Source organism: Larkinella humicola (genome assembly GCF_008727875.1).
GTDB lineage: Bacteria > Bacteroidota > Bacteroidia > Cytophagales > Spirosomataceae > Larkinella > Larkinella humicola.
Genome location: NZ_VTWS01000013.1, coordinates 26,454 through 43,612 on the forward strand (window position 1 = coordinate 26,454; position 17,159 = coordinate 43,612).

The following is a 17,159-nucleotide window of genomic DNA, read 5'->3' on the forward strand; positions in this document are numbered from 1 at the left end:
AATATTATAAGCAGCCCTTCCATCCAGCAGGGTTGCTTTTCAGCTCTATCAGAAAAGATGTACTGAGTACACAACTATGAAAAATACCTTTATCACAACATATAGCTTGTTGACATTACTATTTACAGCCAGTTATGGGCAACACAAGCAGCACACTATTTCAGCTGGCGATCAGGCAGCTAAGGCACCTGCTAATCCCGATAAATCAAACTTCCCGGTAGTTAAAACGTCCCTGCCTGTCTCCCGGCCTCAGGCACTTGCCCGCGTGAAACCCACCAGGAAGCGAGTCGAATACGACCTGACGATTGATGAGCAGACGGTCAACATTACGGGCAAGCCGAAGCAGGCCATGACCATCAATGGGGGTATTCCCGGCCCAACCATGCAGTTCACCGAAGGCGATGTTGCCGTGATTCGGGTACACAACAAGTTAAAAACGGAAACCTCGTTGCACTGGCACGGTATACTGCTCCCCAATAAACAGGATGGCGTTTCATATCTGAATACACCCCCTATTCAGGCGGGCGACACCTATACATTCGAGTACCCGTTGGTTCAGTCCGGCACGTACTGGTTTCACTCGCATACCCGCTATCAAGAACAGGTCGGAGTGTACGGCTCCATCGTGATTCAGCCCCAGCAGCCCGCTTACAAAGTGGATCATGACTTGGTGCTATTACTGTCAGACTGGACGGATGAGAACCCAGCGTATATTCTGAAAAACCTGAAACGGCGCAACGAATGGTATTCCATCAAAAAAAACAATGTCCAATCGCTCAACCGCATTATTAAACACAAAACGGTGGGAGCGTACCTGCGACAGTCGATGATGAAGATGGCACCTATGGACATTTCCGACGTGTACTACGACCGGTTCCTGGTAAATGGAAAAGACACGGTTAGGTACCCGGAAATCAAGGCGGGCCAAACCGTTCGGCTTCGGGTTATCAACGCCAGTGCTTCCACCTATTTTCACGTTAATTATGCCGGTGGTCCCATGAAACTAATTGCAGCCGATGGCCTCCAAGTACAGCCAGTGGACGTTAACCGGCGGCTGATTGCCATTGCAGAGACCTACGACTTTATTGTCACAGTTCCCAACAGTGGAGCATTTGAAGTGCGGGCGACGGCTCAAGACGGTTCTGGCTACGCAACGGTTTTGCTGGGAAAGGGTCCGGCGAAGTACGCCCCAACTATTCCCCGCCCCGATCTGTACAAGTTAACAGCCAACATGAGTCAAATGGGAGGTAGGGGCATGGGTACAATGGATATGGGTAAAGCAGACACGACCGCTCAGGCTAATATGGATATGAACGGCCTCCTGATGCACGAAATGCCTGATACGTCGGACCGGGGCATGAGCCATGGGTCGACTAACCCGGTTAAACCCGGCAAAGCGAAGACGGCTATGGATCAAATGGACCATAGCCAAATGGATATGGGGCAGGGTAGAGCGTCCAAACCGGCTTCCACCCTCCCTATAAAGTCTGATTCTATGGCGGGAATGGATCACGGCAATATGGCAGAAATGGATCATAGCCAGATGAATATGGGCGGGAAGCTGTCAAAGAAAGGAGCGAATACGGTTAAAAAATCACCTAAGCCAACGAAACCGACCGGTTCCATGGCAGGTATGGATCATAGTGGGATGGCGGGCATGAGTATGATGGACGAGCAGAACACCATCGACTATAGCATTCTCAAATCTCCCGAACCCATTGTTTTTCCGGCCAAACATCCGGTTCGGGAAATACCACTCACGTTGACGGGAAATATGTTCCGGTATATCTGGGGCTTCAATGGGCAACCTCTGTCACGGGCGGATATGATTCAGATTCGGCGGGGCGAAATTGTGCGTATCATCATGATGAACAACACCATGATGATGCACCCGATTCACCTCCACGGACACTACTTCCGGGTACTGAACGGGCAGGGCCAGTATTCACCCCTGAAGCACACAGTGAACGTATCGCCGATGGAGAACATCACGATTGAGTTTATGGCTGATGACGAGAAAGACTGGTTTTTTCACTGCCACCTGCTCTATCATATGCTTAGTGGCATGGCCCGTGTGGTTAGCTATGGCGACAAGCCAGATTCGTCTATTGCCAACATTCAAAAGCAGCACCTGCGCGATATGCGTGACAACCAGCCGTTTGTCTGGGGCTTTCTGCAACCCGGTTATCCGATCAACTACTTTAATCTAAATATCTCCAATAATAAAAACGCCATCGTTGCCGGGGGTGATCACGACTGGCGCACAAACCGGTTCGAGTTCGACCTAGACTATGAACGCTACCTCGGCGACTGGTTTCGGGTGTTTGCCGGAATTGACGGCGGTAATGAAGAATTCCTGCGCCGGATACGGCCAGAAGAAGGACCGCCAACTGGTGATCGTCGCATCGTCCGGGCCGTGGCGGGTATTCGGTATATGCTGCCGTTTTTGATTCAGTCAGAGGTAAAACTTGACACACGCGGCAACGTCCGTTTCCAACTCAACGGGCAGCAGATGTTGTTTCCCCGTTTAGATTTCCAGTATCAGACTCAGTGGCTGGTAGGAGGCTACGTGCGGGCGCACGTTGAGCTGCAATATACGGTAAGCAAGAATCTTTTTCTACACACCGATTATGACACGCGGTACCGCACTGTAGGGGGAGGGCTTGGGTATAATTTCTGATCGGACAATCTCGTAACATGCTCTGATTGGCACTGCCTGGTCTCGGCCGGTTCGAATGTGCCAATCAGGACATGTTGCTGGTAGAGGTTCTTTTTCCAAACGTGCGAAAACTCCAAAAAAGTCAGCGAAGGCGGCTAAAAAAACGGACCACAGCAAAATGAAGATGAAAAAAGATTCGTAATCAAATCGTTGGCTACCGCATCAAATATATCAGCTGACCGGAGCATTTGCTGATTGATACTGCATTAATTATTAGCGTAGAATTGCTTCCAGCCGCTTTAATTCGGCAATCTCTTTGGTCTGCATCTTAATAACGCTGCTGGCCATCGTCTGCATTTTCTCTGTCTTCCCTTCTTTCAGGAATGCGCGAGCCATGTCAACGCCTTGCTGGTGATGTTGTGCCATCATACTAGCAAAGTCATGATCGACGTTGCCGTTCATAGAGTGATTACCGCTGTGCATAATTTTCATCGCGTCCTTTCCTAATGTCGAGGAAGCTGATTGGGGTTTATGGCTGCCAATGAATTGGGTCAGTTGCCCGATCTCTTTCTGATTGGCAGCTTTTATTTTACTGGCCAACGTTTTAACCTGCGCGTTCTGGCCCTTCTTAAGCTCCAAATCTGCCATTTCAACCGCCGATTGATGGTGCAACGACATCATCATGGCGAAATCGTGATCGGGATCACCCGTCATTTTCATGCTCATCATTTTATCCATTCCCGATTGCATCGCCTTCATCAAAGTGTTGCCACTCGCCGGGCTAGTTGTTTTATGACCAGCATGTTGTCCCTGCTGGGCCACCGCTGGATGTGCTAGCACCAAGGCCAAGCTAATGCTCGCTGCTGCAAAAAATCTTTTTTTCATCTGTTTCGTAATTGATTAGACTTCAGTATAACTATGGACCTAAACCGAAGGTTGTTACAAGATTTCCCAGAAATGTTATAGAATTTTTGGGTATTACCTTGCTCAAATATTGATGAAACTCGAATAGCCGTTTTTATTCGAAACTTTTCGTCTTTTCCTACCGTCTACTGCGTTGCTTTTGGGTGCGCGTGTTCACGGCCATCTGCGTGTCCTTCCCCATGTTGTTCCAGGTAAGCCCCCCGCGGACCGATACCATACTGATAAGTTAAAACACCTCCCTGATGACCGGCTAGCCCAACGGCTATTCCGGCGCATACCAGAGCAGCTGCTGTCACCGTTTCAAGCCATTTTAGCGGCTGCCATAACGTGATCGCTTTGAACAGCGTGCCGAATCCCCCCAGCCAGAGGGAATAGTCGGCATACAGCTCATGTGCTTCCAGAACCAGTTGCGCGGCCTGGCTGATGCCTGATGTATGGGGATGGACTAATGTACTGGCCACGTAGGCCCCAACCGTTCCCCCGGCAGCCAGCAGGAGCGTCAACCCATGCACAGGGCGCGATGGTTTGACCAGAGCGATTAGCTGTAATAGTCCCGCCAGGATTAGTAACATGATGGGGACATGGACCACCATGGGGTGATAAGTCGGGTAGTCGGCTAAGGGAGCGGGCATCGGGGCGATTGACTGAACCTGCTTCCTGGTGATCGTGTCGGTAATTCGATCACCAACTTGGGAGGCCGGACTCATGACCACATTATGGCGGGTTGAATCCGGCTGTGGTTTCTTTTTGGGATGACCCGGATGGGCGTAACTTATGTGAAAGTTTACCAGCAAGAAAACCAATAATCTTAAGGCTCGGAGTTGTTTCATGGTAGGGCACTATTATGGACCAGTTTGCCTAATAGATAGTTAATCTGGTCAGTTTGAAAATACGTTTAAGTCTAATTTAAATGCAGGTAAGGGATGTGTCCCTGCAGGTGGTCGAAGTGCTGAAGTCCCTAGAATAACAGACATATCAGCTTATTTCCATACTGCGTACAGACGCCAATAGAAATTGCCTTATAGCCGCCAGTGGGCGTTCTTGGCAAGATGATTCAAACCAGCCAAATACTGAGGGATATTAACCTGAAACGCCCGGAATGGATGAGCGGATTATCCAGCAGGGTTGCCGCAAAAGCGATTCCATTCACGGGAAACAACACGGTCAACCACCGCCTAAAATTAAATGGCAAATGGTGTACTCCTTCAACCGGGTGCAACACCACTACTTGAACGAGGTTGCTTTGTTCGGTTTTTAAATGGTTGTAGTAACAGTCTTGACTGCAACAGGGCGTCTTATGAATACCCGAAGATTTTTCCGGCATAGGACACTCTTCTTGCGGATCACAGGCGCTTTGACAATCATTGGGCATCAGCCGAACTTTAACTTGTTCCCCACGCATCAAACACCAATGGTCAACCACAACAAATCCACTACTCCCCAGCAGCACTGACACCGCCAGCCATAAGCACAGCGGACGGTTTAAAAAGGAAAACTGAGTAGTGGAACTTTTCACATTACAAACTTAATTGAATACGATTGCTTAGGTATTGTAATATTTTTCAGTGGGTTTATAAAACTTTTCGTTTCCGCATATTCTGCTTCATTCCCTAGGGCGGAACTTTCTTTTGGTGACTTCGCCCGAAAAGGAGGTTTAACCTTCCAAAAGCGTCTCAACCCATTCGGGGCTTTTTTTTCCACGTAATTCCCATAAGCCCGTCGTTCGGGAAATACCCGTGTTACGACGCTCAACTGAGATGCGGCAGAAAAAAGGGGTACCATAAATTTTGTAACTCCCTGGATGAATATTGCAAAAACTCAATCCGGTCTTAGGAGTTCTATTCTTGAAACTCTTCGATATCCTACTATGAAAATAACATATCTCTTCAGTGTTCCTTAGATCAATCTAGGGCCATTGTATTTTTGATTGGAATCGCTAAACCAAGCAAGCGCTGGTTAACTAACGATTAGACGCCAATGTGAGTGATAATCCGGTCGATTTATACCGATCCTGCTTAGTCCATGATTCAGAAGATTCACCGATTAAAACAGGTAGACTCTTGTTTTTCTCTTCCATATGGCAGATCTAAGCTCTCCCAGCGCAATAGGTGGTCAGTAGTTAGGAGAAAGACCGTACCAAATGCAGAGGAAAATTACGTGGCCATTCAGAGAAGCTTTTTAACCTGTATCACAAATACATTCTTATAAATCGTAATCATGAACAAAATCTATCGTAAGCTGTTTTCGTACGTCTTTCTGGGTACTTTTTTCTCTTTAGTAAGCTGTTCCGACCACCGCGACGAGGCGGTCTGTCTAGAAATCCAACCGCATGATGAGAATGTCTTCATGCAGATCAACCACCATATGATGGAGGAAATGGATATGATGCAGCATACCAATGATCCGGACCATGATTTTGCCATGATGATGTCGATGCACCATCAAAGCGCTATTGATATGTCACAAGAGGAGCTCAAGAGCGGAGATAATTCGCAGATGAAGGAGATGGCTCAGCGGGTAATTGACGCTCAGCAGGCGGAAAAAGCCATGCTCCAACAATACCTACAGTCTCACACTCCGGTGGCGGAGCCAGATGGTCCAACGTTTAATTCGGAATCGATGATGTCCATGGACAAAATGATGAAGGCACAGGACATCCGGGTGCTCTCCGAGGATAGCGACGTAACGTATGCGCAGCTACTGATCGATCACCACCAAAGTGCTCTAGAGATGGCCATGGCCGAATTGGCTTACGGGGATGATCCGATGATTCGGGAGATGGCCAGCAAAATGATTGAAGATCAGCGAAAAGAGATCATGGAACTCCAGGATTGGCTCATCAAAAACAAACCTTTCTAATAGACTTTTTCATCTTAACTCGAAAACCAAATCCATGTCACACGAAAAATATCTAGGCTGCATCGAAGCCTGCCAGACATGCGCCGTTGCCTGTGACCATTGCGCTAATGCCTGTCTGATGGAACCCAACGTTCAAATGCTGGCGGAGTGCATTCGCCTGGATCGGGCCTGCGCCCTCATTTGCCAGACTGCCGTAGCCTTTATGGCTTCCAATAGCCCCTTTACTATGCAGGTTTGTGAACTTTGTGCCCGTATTTGTGAAGCCTGTGCGGCCGAGTGTGAAAAGCACGCACACCATCATGAACACTGCCGCCAGTGCGCTGAAGCCTGCCAGCGGTGCGCCGAGGCTTGCCGGAGCCAGATGAGCATAACGGCGTAAAACAAAACAAAGAATCCTTATAACATCGTCTGTCGGGAAGTAAGCGTACTCAGAAAGAGCCCTTTCCTCGGTAGTTCAAGTAATCAGTAAAAGTGGCACAAAACTTTAACCTTAACTCATTAAATACCTAATCATCAAGCACTTGTTTTCGTATTTTTGTTCTTTTTAATTAGATTGAGTAGTTTATACAGCGTTGCGGACCTTTGGTTCGGCACAACGGGCGACGGCGTTCATAAATATGACGTGAAATCGTTAAGCCAATTTACATTTGATCCATCACACCCTGTTGGTTTGAATGGCCCATGTCTGCCGAACTCGTATGCGGGGGCAGATTTCCCACGTTCTGTTCTCCCTTTTGCTGAGCGGGTTGTGTCGGCTGGAGCGGTACCCTGGGGTGATGCTGATGCTGCCCAAAAGAGAAGCTGAACAAACCCCAGTTAGTCAGAATAAGGAGTAGGATTCTTTTCATCATGCTAATACAAAATATAAAGTAAAAAAGCGGCACAGGCTTCTTGTGATCAGCCCGTGCCGCTTCAATGTAGTAAATAAGCCGGTTGATTCATACCCTACCTAATCAGAACAGTAGGATAACCCATCAGATTAAAAAGTGTCCTGCTAAACGGCTTGTAATATTTAGCGTTAAAGATTACAGAATTACTCCCTTATAACTTAGTTACCTTAAGTCGTAGACTATTGGTAACCACCGAAACGGAGCTTAAGGCCATAGCTGCCCCGGCAATCATGGGGTTGAGCAAAAAGCCATTAAACGGAAAAAGGAGACCAGCTGCGATAGGTATTCCAATCACGTTATAGATAAAGGCCCAAAATAGATTTTGCCGAATGGTCTGCACGGTTTTTTTCGAGAGTTGTAATGCCTTCGGGATACTTCCTAAATCGGACGTAATCAACGTCATCTTGGCGACATCCATAGCAATATCTGATCCGCGGCCCATCGCGATACTTACATCCGCTTGCGCCAGTGCCTGGGAGTCATTGATGCCATCCCCAACCATTGCTACCACTTTTCCCTGGTTTTGTAGCTGCTTGACAAATTCGGCTTTATCATTCGGTAGGGCTTCAGCACGGAAATCTGTAACACCTACTTCCTGCGCCACGGCCGATGCCGTTTGCCGATTATCGCCCGTCATCATATAGACCTCGATACCACGGCGTTTCAATGTCTGAATGGCTAACCGTGAGGTCTCTTTGATGGGGTCGGCGATAGCAATAATGGCTTTGACGGATGTTTTATCGAAGAAATAAACGACCGTTTTGGCCTGATTCTGCCAGCGATCAGCCAACTCATTCGCCTGCGGAATCATCTTAATTCCTTCTTCTGCCAGCAGGCGGGGATTGCCGACGAAGTATTTCTCTCCTTGATAATAACCCGTGACACCGCGACCCGTTAGGCTCTCAAAGCCGTCCAATTGAGCTCCTTTGACGCCATCCGCTTTCAATCTTTCCAGTACCGCTTCCGCAAGCGGGTGTTCCGATTGAGCTTCCAGGGCGTACAATACTTCATGAAGGTAATTGGGGGTTGTTTTGGGCATAAACCATTCCAGATTGGTTACTTTTGGTCGGCCTTCCGTGATGGTTCCCGTCTTATCCAGAATCACGGCATTTACTTTATAGCCTAGTTCGAGGCTTTCTGCATCTTTAATGAGGATGTTGTTTTCTGCTCCTTTGCCAACACCAACCATGATGGCCGTTGGAGTAGCCAGTCCCAGGGCACATGGGCAGGCAATCACCAAGACCGTGACTGACGTTAGTAAAGCATGGGTAAACGCATTATCACCACCAACAATCATCCAGGTGACAAACGTTAGGAGCGCAATTCCAATCACCACGGGAACAAAGATGCCTGCGATTCGGTCTACCAACTTCTGTACCGGGGCTTTACTACCTTGCGCTTCCTGAACCATTCGAATGATTTGGGCCAGTATGGTATCGCCACCTACCTTTTCAGCCTGGAATCGAAAAGCTCCTTTTTGATTGATGGTCCCGGCAAAAACCTTTTCACCTTCCTTTTTTTCGACGGGTACCGGTTCGCCGGAAATCATGCTTTCGTCAACACACGAGTAACCTGAATAAACGACACCATCCACCGGAATCTTTTCGCCGGGTCTCACAATTACAATTTGCCCAACCCGGACCTGGGCAATCGGTATTTCGCGCTCGATCCCCTCTTCGATAATACGTATCGTTTTAGGTTGCAGGCCCATGAGTTTCTTCAAGGCTGAGGATGTATTAGATTTGGCTTGTTCCTCCAGCAACTTTCCTAGTGAGATGAAGGCAATGACGACTGCTGCTGCTTCAAAATAGACGTGTGGGTGGACTCCGCGACTATGCCAGAAATCAGGATTGACAGTGTTAAAAACACTAAAAATGAAAGCGATACCCGTTGATAGGGCCACCAGCGTATCCATATTGGCATTTCCGTGACGAGCCTGTTTCCAGGCATTGACAAAAAACGGGCGGCCCAGGTAGAATACCACTGGTGCTGACAAGGCCATCATGATCCAGTTGGCATAGGGCAGCGATCCTGAGTCCCCGTCCATAAAGAACATACCAATAACGACAACCGGAATCGAGAGGATAACCGCCCAAAGAGTTCGTTTTTTTAAGGCTTTATAGTTTCGCTGCTGGGCTTCTTGTTGCACCTGCTGGGGATTCTCCTCATCAATAATAAGATCATATCCAATTGATTGAATCGCATTCTGTAACGCCTGCTGAGTCACCGCTTTGGGGTCATACTCCACTGTCGTTGACTGGTTAGCATAGTTTACGGATGCATCAACGACGCCTGGCGTATTTTTGAGCATCGATTCCACACTGATGGCACAGGCGGCACAGGTCATTTCCAGTACCGGATAGGTTTTTTTCACAACTCGACCCCCTCGGTTTTTGACCGGGGAAGGAGCAATATCTTCAGGATTGACTTTCATAGCTGTTCGCTTTTAACCTTTAGAAGGCAAAATTACTAAGCTGGCCAACTGGAGACGTTATATAATACCGGGAGATGTTTTGTAATATTTAAGTATTGATCGATGTATTTATCCATAATTGAGGTGGGTCCTTCCAGTAAATTTTAGGTACCCGCTTACGTTTTCGACAGATAAGCCATGACTGGTTTTATATCGAATGTGTGAAATTAAATCTAGCTAACCCAATTTATAGAGTCTATTTCATTTACTTACCAGTTGTAAGAATTGAGCCAAATCAGCTCCGGTCATATCGGCAACTTTCATTGAAAAAAACTTCTCTTTAGCCGCATTCCGTTCGGCAAGCCGGTACTGGCTGAGTAACTCCTGAATCATTTGGGGATTTTTAATAGCAAGCCCCAGTAGTAACATGGGGTTACTTTCGCCATTGGTGCGATATAATTTATAATCATCGGACCTGTTTTTTATCTGCTTCTCACCAAATTCCAGCAGTTTTCGAATAGCGGGTAGAACCGTATCACTATCTGCTTGCGAATAATGGCCGTTTTGAACCTGTTGTTGCAATTCGCCCTGATTGACTTTAACAATAAATTTTTCAATACCTTCTAATTCTTCACTGCTGATTTGAGGTTCCATTTTATGTTACGGGGGGTCTGTTTTAGATAGGAAATATTTATTGGTGATAATCCTAAGAATTCATGTGTTCCGTTATTCGATGGCGAACTTCATCGCGTTCTGCTTTAATCATTTTAAAGTGGGAAGGTGATAATCCCGTGACTTGTTTAAACTGGTTGGATAAATGCTGGAGACTGCTGAAACCGGTTCGATAGGCAATTTCCGATAGGGTCAGGTCGGAGTAAACCAGCCATTCTTTTACTTTGTCAAGTCTTTTTTCAATGGTGTATTTTTCAATTGTAATCCCCTCATAACCAGAGAATAGCGAGCTTAATGTGTCGTAGTCTGCGCCCGTTTTCTCTTCAAGCAGGTCGGAATAACGGACTTTATTGTCACCTAAATCATCTCGTTGCAAGGTTTCCTGGATGAGGTCTTTTACCAGTTGAATGAGTTCAGCCTTCCGATCAACCAATAAGGAAAACCCCAAAGTCTCTAATCGCTTACTGAGTTCGTGTAACTGCTTCGTATTGATAGAAGAGACGGCTGCCACACCTAGTTGAACGTCGGTTGGTACCAACCCCAAGGTCTTCAATTCCCCTTCGACGGCTTGGATGCATCGTCCGCAAACCATACCCCGTATCCGCAATTCTGTATTCATCCCGTTTAATTTTAAGCCAAGTCTATGTCGAAGAACTATACATTCATTAATCGGTAATAAAAGTTGCGATCTGGCATAGCAACTATCTATTGACTATCTGATCGTGAAACGGGGCCATAGGACTCATTCAAAACGCTTATATCAAGGGCAACCGTGGCTGCTTTGCTATACGATTTTGAAGCTGGTTTGCCACTACAAATGTATACCGACATGGTTTATGTACTGTTGTAAAATTTGGGGTGTAACTTATAAGATTATAGCTTCTTAACACGACAGCTATTTTGAGTTACAAGGATGTAGGTCGTTGAAAAAATAAACACCGGCAAAAATTTTATAAGTGAGAGCCTAAACCTTGTAAGGCGAATGGTACCCCTTTCGAGTTACTTTGTATATCGAATCATTTTCATACTCGATTTTAAAATGAAACATCAACATCACTATTGGTTGCATGGCTTGTCCAAAGCCCATGAATTGGAAGCAGTTCGGGTTGCTCTCCAAAAACATCCCGACATTCTGGATGCGGAGGTTACGTTAAATCCGCCCCAGGTAATCGTTACCGTTGGAAAACATCCCATCTTGGCGGAACTTCAGCAGGTAGTTTCTACTGTAGGGTCATTTCATCTGATGGAAGTCGAAAAGGGGAATGAAACGACCAAGCACCCCCATCATGGCTCGTATCACCAGGCTGCGGAGGGAGAAGCATCAGTTGCCCATGATACCCGGAAAAATAATCCAAGCCAAATACCCGATCACCTCAGGGATCCTCCTGCTGTGCAGCAGTCCCTACAGCATATTGGGCATGATGATCACAGCGGTCCGATGGACACGGACCCTGGTAGCGTAGGGAAAGTCGACGTGATGAATCATGATCACCACCAGAGTCATTCCCATTCCCATGGGAGTTCAATGAATCAGGAGGGACATACCGGCGGCCATGATCATGGTGCCATGATTGCCGATTTTCTGCGTCGATTTTGGGTATGCCTGGTGCTTTCTGTACCCGTCATCGCCTTTTCCATGATGTTTCAGGAAGTGGCGGGCTATCACCTGGATTTTCCCTATCGCGACTGGATCGTCATGAGCTTGGCCACAGTCATTTATTTTTACGGTGGCTGGCCGTTTCTGACCGGTTTGATCGGTGAGATCCGCAGGCGTCAACCCGGAATGATGACCCTGGTAGCGGTCGCTATAACCGCAGCCTACGCCTACAGCATGGTGGTCGCTCTGGGTATTCTGCCGGGTATGGATTTCTTTTGGGAGCTGGCTACCCTGATTGATATTATGTTGGTGGGTCATTACCTGGAAATGAAATCCGTTGCCGGAGCCTCACACTCACTGGAATTGATTGTTAAAATGCTTCCTTCCGATGCCCATTTAGTGAATGGCGATGAAATTCGTGACGTCAAAGTTGACCAGCTTACCATTGGCGATATTGTTTTGGTACGTCCCGGTGAGCGGATTCCGACCGATGGTGAGGTAGTTGAAGGGAACAGCTTTGTCAATGAAAGTATGCTGACGGGGGAGAGTGTGCCGGTGCAAAAAGAGCAACAAGATACTGTCATAGCCGGGGGCATCAATGGCGAAGGCGCTTTAAAAGTGAAAGTAACCCACCAAGGGGCAGATAGTTACCTCAACAAGGTTGTTAAGCTGATTCAGGAGGCTCAGGGTGCGAAATCACAAACTCAAACGCTGGCCGACCGGGCTGCCGGATGGTTAACCCTAATTTCTTTAACCGTAGGGGTCATTACACTATTGTTCTGGCTGTTTAGCGGTAAGGATACGGCATTTGCGGTCGAACGAATGGTGACCGTCATGGTTACGTCCTGTCCGCATGCCCTGGGAGTGGCGATTCCCCTTGTCGTGGCAATTTCCACCACTATTTCCGCGCAAAAAGGATTGTTGATCCGAAACCGAACAGCTTTTGAAGAGTCCCGAAAAATAACAGCGATGGTTTTCGATAAAACCGGCACCTTAACGGAAGGGCAATTCGGTGTGACCCGCGTCGTGTCACTCGTGGATCAAGTAGATGAAACGGCATTGATTCGCACAGCCACGGCCCTGGAGCAACAATCGCAACACCCCATCGCCCAGGGTATTGTACGGGAAGCAAAGACCCGTAACCTGGCACCACTTTCCATTAGTGACTTTCAGTCGATTACGGGGAAGGGCATTTCAGCCACCGTGGATGGAAAAAAAGTGGCTGTAGTGAGTCCTGGCTACCTAAAGGAAAATGGGATCGAATTGCCCAAAGGCGCCTATAGCAGTGGAGCGGAGACAGTTGTCTTTGTTCTGCAAGACCAACAAATAATTGGATTCATTGCACTGGCTGATACGATTCGATCAAACTCTAAAGAAGCTGTACAACGTTTGCAGGAAGCGGGTATCAAGGTCTATATGGCGACGGGTGATAATCAAAAAGTGGCCGATGCCGTAGCGAAGGAGTTAGGTCTGGATGGGGTTTTTGCTGAGGTGTTGCCGGATCAAAAAGTTCGGATTGTAAAAGACTTACAGCAAAAAGGCCAATTTGTGGCAATGACTGGTGATGGGGTCAATGATGCACCGGCCCTTGCACAAGCCAATGTGGGCATCGCCGTTGGGTCAGGCACGGATGTAGCGGCAGAAACCGCCGACATTATACTGGTCAACAGCAATCCTACCGATATTACCAATCTGGTTGAGTTCGGCAAAGCCACCTACCGAAAAATGATTCAAAATCTTATTTGGGCTACCGGGTATAATGTGGTGGCTATTCCATTGGCTGCCGGGGTTTTATACCCCAATTTTGTCCTAAGCCCGGCGCTGGGCGCTGTCCTGATGAGTGCCAGCACGGTAATTGTTGCGTTGAACGCCCAATTATTAAAACGTGAGATAAATTAATAATCGTAAGAGTGAGTTTTAAATTAGGTTAACTGTTTTTGTTACTTTGCCAATTGTCGTACTAAAAAGTGGGTATTGGCGGTAGATTTAGCGTGGCAAACCGATCTGTGTCGAATCTGAATCTCACCTCTCATGCGAATCCAATTCACCTAGGCATCTGATATCCCGTACTATTCTCGCCATTGGACACTAAAGCAGATTTGGCAAACGATAGTCGAGCATTTGGAAAAAGGTGAACGCCAGTGGCAAGGTCGCCAGCCTCTACCCGGTCGAGTACCTGTAGACAGGCAAAGTGTGCTCAAAGGAGTTTGGGTGAGTCATGACTCCGACCTAGATTCGGGGCCGCCCTTTAGGTTTGAGAGCTGGTAAGAAACCAAGATTTGGTAGCTTGCCAACAAGTGAACAGAGCGGGTTGTCCTATGGGGTCGCAGAGTAGGAGCTCTAAGCGCGGATTCAGGTCCCGCTCTGTTTTTACTTGCTTATGGCTCAAATGGAAATTCGGGGATGCAGCCCCATTAGCAAGGGATTGAGCAATAAGGCAAGGAACTTGTTGGAACTCTAAATTATCATTTCTCATGGACATTCACTATTTCATTGGGGTTGATATCTCTAAAGCTACCTTAGACTGGGCGGTCTTTAATGGCCAAACTGTCGTCTTGCAATGTCAGTCGGCCAATTCCGAAATCGCCATTAAAGAGACCCTCAAACTCATCAAAGTACTGCCTGGTTTTACAGGGACCAAGTCGGTGTGCTGTATGGAGCATACCGGCATTTACAATGCCCACCTGCTAACACATTTACACAAAATTAAACTGCCTATTTGGCTCGAAAGCAGCTTACAGATTAAAAAAGCAGGCGGTTTGCAACGCGGTAAAACCGATACAATTGATGCCGTTCGCATTGCCCAATACGCTTTTCGCTTCCGCGATCAGATGCGGCTTTGGCAACCTCCGCGCCCCGTTTTACAAAAACTGGCGGCACTTAGTGCCATGCGGCAACGCTTGTTGCAGGTACGCCAACAACTCCAACAACCGATTACTGAACAGCAGGGCTTCATCGACAAGGCTCTCCAAAAGCAGTTGATGAAAAGCTGTCAGGCTTCACTCAAAGCGCTCAATGCCGACCTACAAAAGGTTGACCAACAACTCGCCCAACTCATTCAGAGCGATGAGCGCCTGAAAGAATTAGTCGACTGGATGACTTCTGTGCCCGGTATTGGTAGTGCGACCGCCACCGAAGTGCTGGTCGCTACGGACGAATTCAAACAGTTCACTGACCCTAAAAAACTGGCCTGTCATGCCGGGGTTGCTCCTTTTGAGTACAAGTCAGGGAGCAGTGTTCGGGGCAAAACCAGCGTCAGCCAACATGCCCGAAAACGGTTGAAATCGCTCTTCCACTTAGGAGCTATGTCAGCTATCCGCATGAAGGGCGAACTCCAGGACTATTACCGACGTAAAGTGGCCGAAGGCAAGAACAAAATGCTTGTTCTCAATGCCGTTCGCAATAAGCTGATTCATCGGGTTTGCTCGGTCGTCCACCGGCAGCAGAAATATGACAAAAATTATGTCCTTTCACTTGCATAAACCATGGAAATCCGTGCGGCAACAAACGGGTCAGTGGACGCAAGCGACACGTAGCCGTGCGAAATGCTGTGGCAATTAGATGCCATGCAGGAACGGCTGGTGCTGATCGTGGCAGATGGCAGTTATTCTGGTGGGTTTGAGCGATATGCAGGCTACTCTGTATAAAGCGTTGACATTCGTTAACACTGAAATATCCCTAGGCATTGTCACCCAAACAGAGCATTGGCAGGTTAAACGCAGCTCGCCTGGCTTAATGTAATCGTCGGCTTAGTCGAGATTATGAGAAAACTGTGGTTTCTGCCGAGATGTTCGGATATGTTCTACGAATAGTCTTCCTCGAAGTGATTCTGGCATAAAAGTAAAGAATCATTTCAAAAATATATTCTGAATATAGCATGGACCTGTTGATTATTTCGGGTACAGTTGAGGCAGGTCATTTCGTTGGTATAGAAGTCGAGCTAGGTTAGAGTTGACTATTGAGAGTGAGAATGTCCTTTCAATCCTCCTTGTCGGAGCGTAAGTTCACCACTGAGCAAGTATCCTCCCGAAGTAACCACTATTTCTCCATCATGAATACCTTTAACTACTTCTACTTCTTGCTTACTCTCAATCCCCGTTTGAAGCATTCGGCGTTCAAACATTCCTTCACCGGTTTTTACCCATGCCACGGTCATCTTGCCAATAACTAATGAGGATTTCGGAATGACCAATGCTCTTCTTCCGTTTCGATTAAAATTCACGTAAGCCATCATCCCTGGCTTTATTTTTAAGTCAGTATTGACGATCCGGAAACGGGCCAGGTTTATTTTTTGATTTTCCTCCAATTTGGGATTGTTAAACACCAACTTGCCAACGTAGATCCGGGAGGGGGAAGCTTCGAAATGGAGCGTTACTTTTGGCTGTTGATCCATATAATGCACCTCGTTGGAATATAGCTGAGTTTCAATCCACAGCGTCTGCAAATTGGCCATTGTGAAAAGGGGAGATCCAATTTCTACGTACTGTCCTTCTTTCACCTGTAAGTCTATTAGGTGGCCTGATGCAGGACTATAATAGGTAATAAAAGCAGATAGTGTATCTGTACTGGTAATTTGATGGACTTGGTATTCGTTGAGGCCCCACAATAGTAATTTTCGTTTAGCGCCTTCCTGAATTCGCCTACTTACCAGTTGGCTAATAGGTGTAACATTAGCCAACTGCTGAAGGGCGAAGCGGTATTCATTGATGTAAATCAATAACTCCTCACTATATATTTGGTAGAGTGCCTGACCTTTCATTACAGCCATCCCCGGGTTTCGCACAAGAAGTTTTTCAATTCTTCCTTTCACCCGGGCACTTACGACGGTTACGGCTTCCTGATCCACAGCAGCAATGCCCACCAAGTTGTCGAACTGAGAAATAGACTTCTGTTTCGCCGTATCTAATTTTAAAGCAGCCAATAAGCTTGGCAAGGCTTCCAAATGTAACGTATCACCTTCTATGGCTGAATGAGTTTCCGGTCCAATCTTATGGGTTTTGTGGCCAGTGTGAGGTGTTGGTACATTTTGCTTAGGTTGCCCTTCTGGGGAGGTGGGTATACCGCAACCGATAGCCCACCACAACAGGCCGCAAATGATAGGCAAGGAACGGTATTTAATAGTTTTATACATCTGCACGGGAAATA

At 47.2% G+C, this 17,159-nt stretch carries 12 protein-coding genes; 5 read left to right on the forward strand and 7 right to left on the reverse strand.

What is annotated here, in order from left to right; translation table 11 throughout:
• Positions 1–265 precede the first annotated feature (265 nt).
• Positions 266–2,680, forward strand: a complete 2,415-nt coding sequence (locus F0P93_RS30180; protein WP_225309716.1) for a multicopper oxidase domain-containing protein — start codon at positions 266–268, stop codon at positions 2,678–2,680.
• A gap of 252 nt (positions 2,681–2,932) precedes the next feature.
• On the opposite strand, the gene F0P93_RS30185 is transcribed toward F0P93_RS30180, so the two are convergent.
• The 3 genes from F0P93_RS30185 to F0P93_RS30195 form a co-directional block, all read right to left on the reverse strand.
• Positions 2,933–3,544, reverse strand: a complete 612-nt coding sequence (locus F0P93_RS30185; RefSeq protein ID WP_150881519.1) for a DUF305 domain-containing protein — start codon at positions 3,542–3,544, stop codon at positions 2,933–2,935.
• A gap of 164 nt (positions 3,545–3,708) precedes the next feature.
• Complete coding sequence (locus F0P93_RS31820; protein ID WP_225309717.1) at positions 3,709–4,095, reverse strand: hypothetical protein; 387 nt, start codon at positions 4,093–4,095, stop codon at positions 3,709–3,711.
• 542 nt (positions 4,096–4,637) lie between these two features.
• Positions 4,638–5,099, reverse strand: coding sequence for a hypothetical protein (locus tag F0P93_RS30195; protein WP_150881520.1), 462 nt, complete (start codon positions 5,097–5,099; stop codon positions 4,638–4,640).
• Between the two features lie 701 nt (positions 5,100–5,800).
• Between F0P93_RS30195 and F0P93_RS30200 the strand changes: the two genes are divergently transcribed.
• Together F0P93_RS30200 and F0P93_RS32100 are read left to right on the forward strand one after the other, a co-directional pair.
• Positions 5,801–6,442: a DUF305 domain-containing protein gene (locus F0P93_RS30200; RefSeq protein ID WP_150881521.1), complete on the forward strand. Its 642-nt coding sequence runs from the start codon at positions 5,801–5,803 to the stop codon at positions 6,440–6,442.
• Between the two features lie 34 nt (positions 6,443–6,476).
• On the forward strand, positions 6,477–6,821 hold the full coding sequence (locus F0P93_RS32100) for a four-helix bundle copper-binding protein (protein ID WP_150881522.1): 345 nt from the start codon (positions 6,477–6,479) through the stop codon (positions 6,819–6,821).
• A 662-nt stretch (positions 6,822–7,483) separates the two neighbouring features.
• On the opposite strand, the gene F0P93_RS30210 is transcribed toward F0P93_RS32100, so the two are convergent.
• The 3 genes from F0P93_RS30210 to F0P93_RS30220 all read right to left on the reverse strand — a co-directional run bounded on the left by F0P93_RS30210 (position 7,484) and on the right by F0P93_RS30220 (position 11,036).
• Complete coding sequence (locus F0P93_RS30210; RefSeq protein ID WP_374756797.1) at positions 7,484–9,766, reverse strand: heavy metal translocating P-type ATPase; 2,283 nt, start codon at positions 9,764–9,766, stop codon at positions 7,484–7,486.
• A 240-nt stretch (positions 9,767–10,006) separates the two neighbouring features.
• Positions 10,007–10,399 carry a hypothetical protein gene (locus tag F0P93_RS30215; RefSeq protein ID WP_150881523.1) on the reverse strand — a complete coding sequence of 131 codons (393 nt, stop codon included), beginning with the start codon at positions 10,397–10,399 and terminating at the stop codon, positions 10,007–10,009.
• Between the two features lie 52 nt (positions 10,400–10,451).
• Positions 10,452–11,036 carry a helix-turn-helix domain-containing protein gene (locus F0P93_RS30220; protein ID WP_150881524.1) on the reverse strand — a complete coding sequence of 195 codons (585 nt, stop codon included), beginning with the start codon at positions 11,034–11,036 and terminating at the stop codon, positions 10,452–10,454.
• 906 nt (positions 11,037–11,942) lie between these two features.
• On the opposite strand from F0P93_RS30220, the gene F0P93_RS30225 reads away from it, so the two are divergent.
• Positions 11,943–13,913 (forward strand): heavy metal translocating P-type ATPase, encoded by a 1,971-nt coding sequence (locus F0P93_RS30225; protein WP_374756798.1) that lies wholly within the window; start codon positions 11,943–11,945, stop codon positions 13,911–13,913.
• Positions 13,914–14,488: 575 nt separating this feature from the next.
• A complete protein-coding gene (locus F0P93_RS30230) occupies positions 14,489–15,496 on the forward strand; it encodes an IS110 family RNA-guided transposase (protein ID WP_150881525.1) in 1,008 nt (335 codons plus the stop codon).
• A 473-nt stretch (positions 15,497–15,969) separates the two neighbouring features.
• Here the strand turns inward: F0P93_RS30230 and F0P93_RS30235 are convergent, their stop codons facing one another.
• A complete protein-coding gene (locus F0P93_RS30235; RefSeq protein ID WP_150881526.1) occupies positions 15,970–17,145 on the reverse strand; it encodes a permuted SH3 domain-containing protein in 1,176 nt (391 codons plus the stop codon).
• Positions 17,146–17,159 lie beyond the last annotated feature (14 nt).

Coding starts and splice junctions, on each gene's coding strand:
- F0P93_RS30185 (WP_150881519.1), bottom strand. CDS start 3,544: ATGAAAAAAAGATTTTTTGCAGCAGCGAGCATTAGCTTGGCCTTGGTG.
- F0P93_RS30200 (WP_150881521.1), top strand. CDS start 5,801: ATGAACAAAATCTATCGTAAGCTGTTTTCGTACGTCTTTCTGGGTACT.
- F0P93_RS32100 (WP_150881522.1), top strand. CDS start 6,477: ATGTCACACGAAAAATATCTAGGCTGCATCGAAGCCTGCCAGACATGC.
- F0P93_RS30210 (WP_374756797.1), bottom strand. CDS start 9,766: ATGAAAGTCAATCCTGAAGATATTGCTCCTTCCCCGGTCAAAAACCGA.
- F0P93_RS30215 (WP_150881523.1), bottom strand. CDS start 10,399: ATGGAACCTCAAATCAGCAGTGAAGAATTAGAAGGTATTGAAAAATTT.
- F0P93_RS30220 (WP_150881524.1), bottom strand. CDS start 11,036: ATGAATACAGAATTGCGGATACGGGGTATGGTTTGCGGACGATGCATC.
- F0P93_RS30225 (WP_374756798.1), top strand. CDS start 11,943: ATGAATCAGGAGGGACATACCGGCGGCCATGATCATGGTGCCATGATT.
- F0P93_RS30230 (WP_150881525.1), top strand. CDS start 14,489: ATGGACATTCACTATTTCATTGGGGTTGATATCTCTAAAGCTACCTTA.
- F0P93_RS30235 (WP_150881526.1), bottom strand. CDS start 17,145: ATGTATAAAACTATTAAATACCGTTCCTTGCCTATCATTTGCGGCCTG.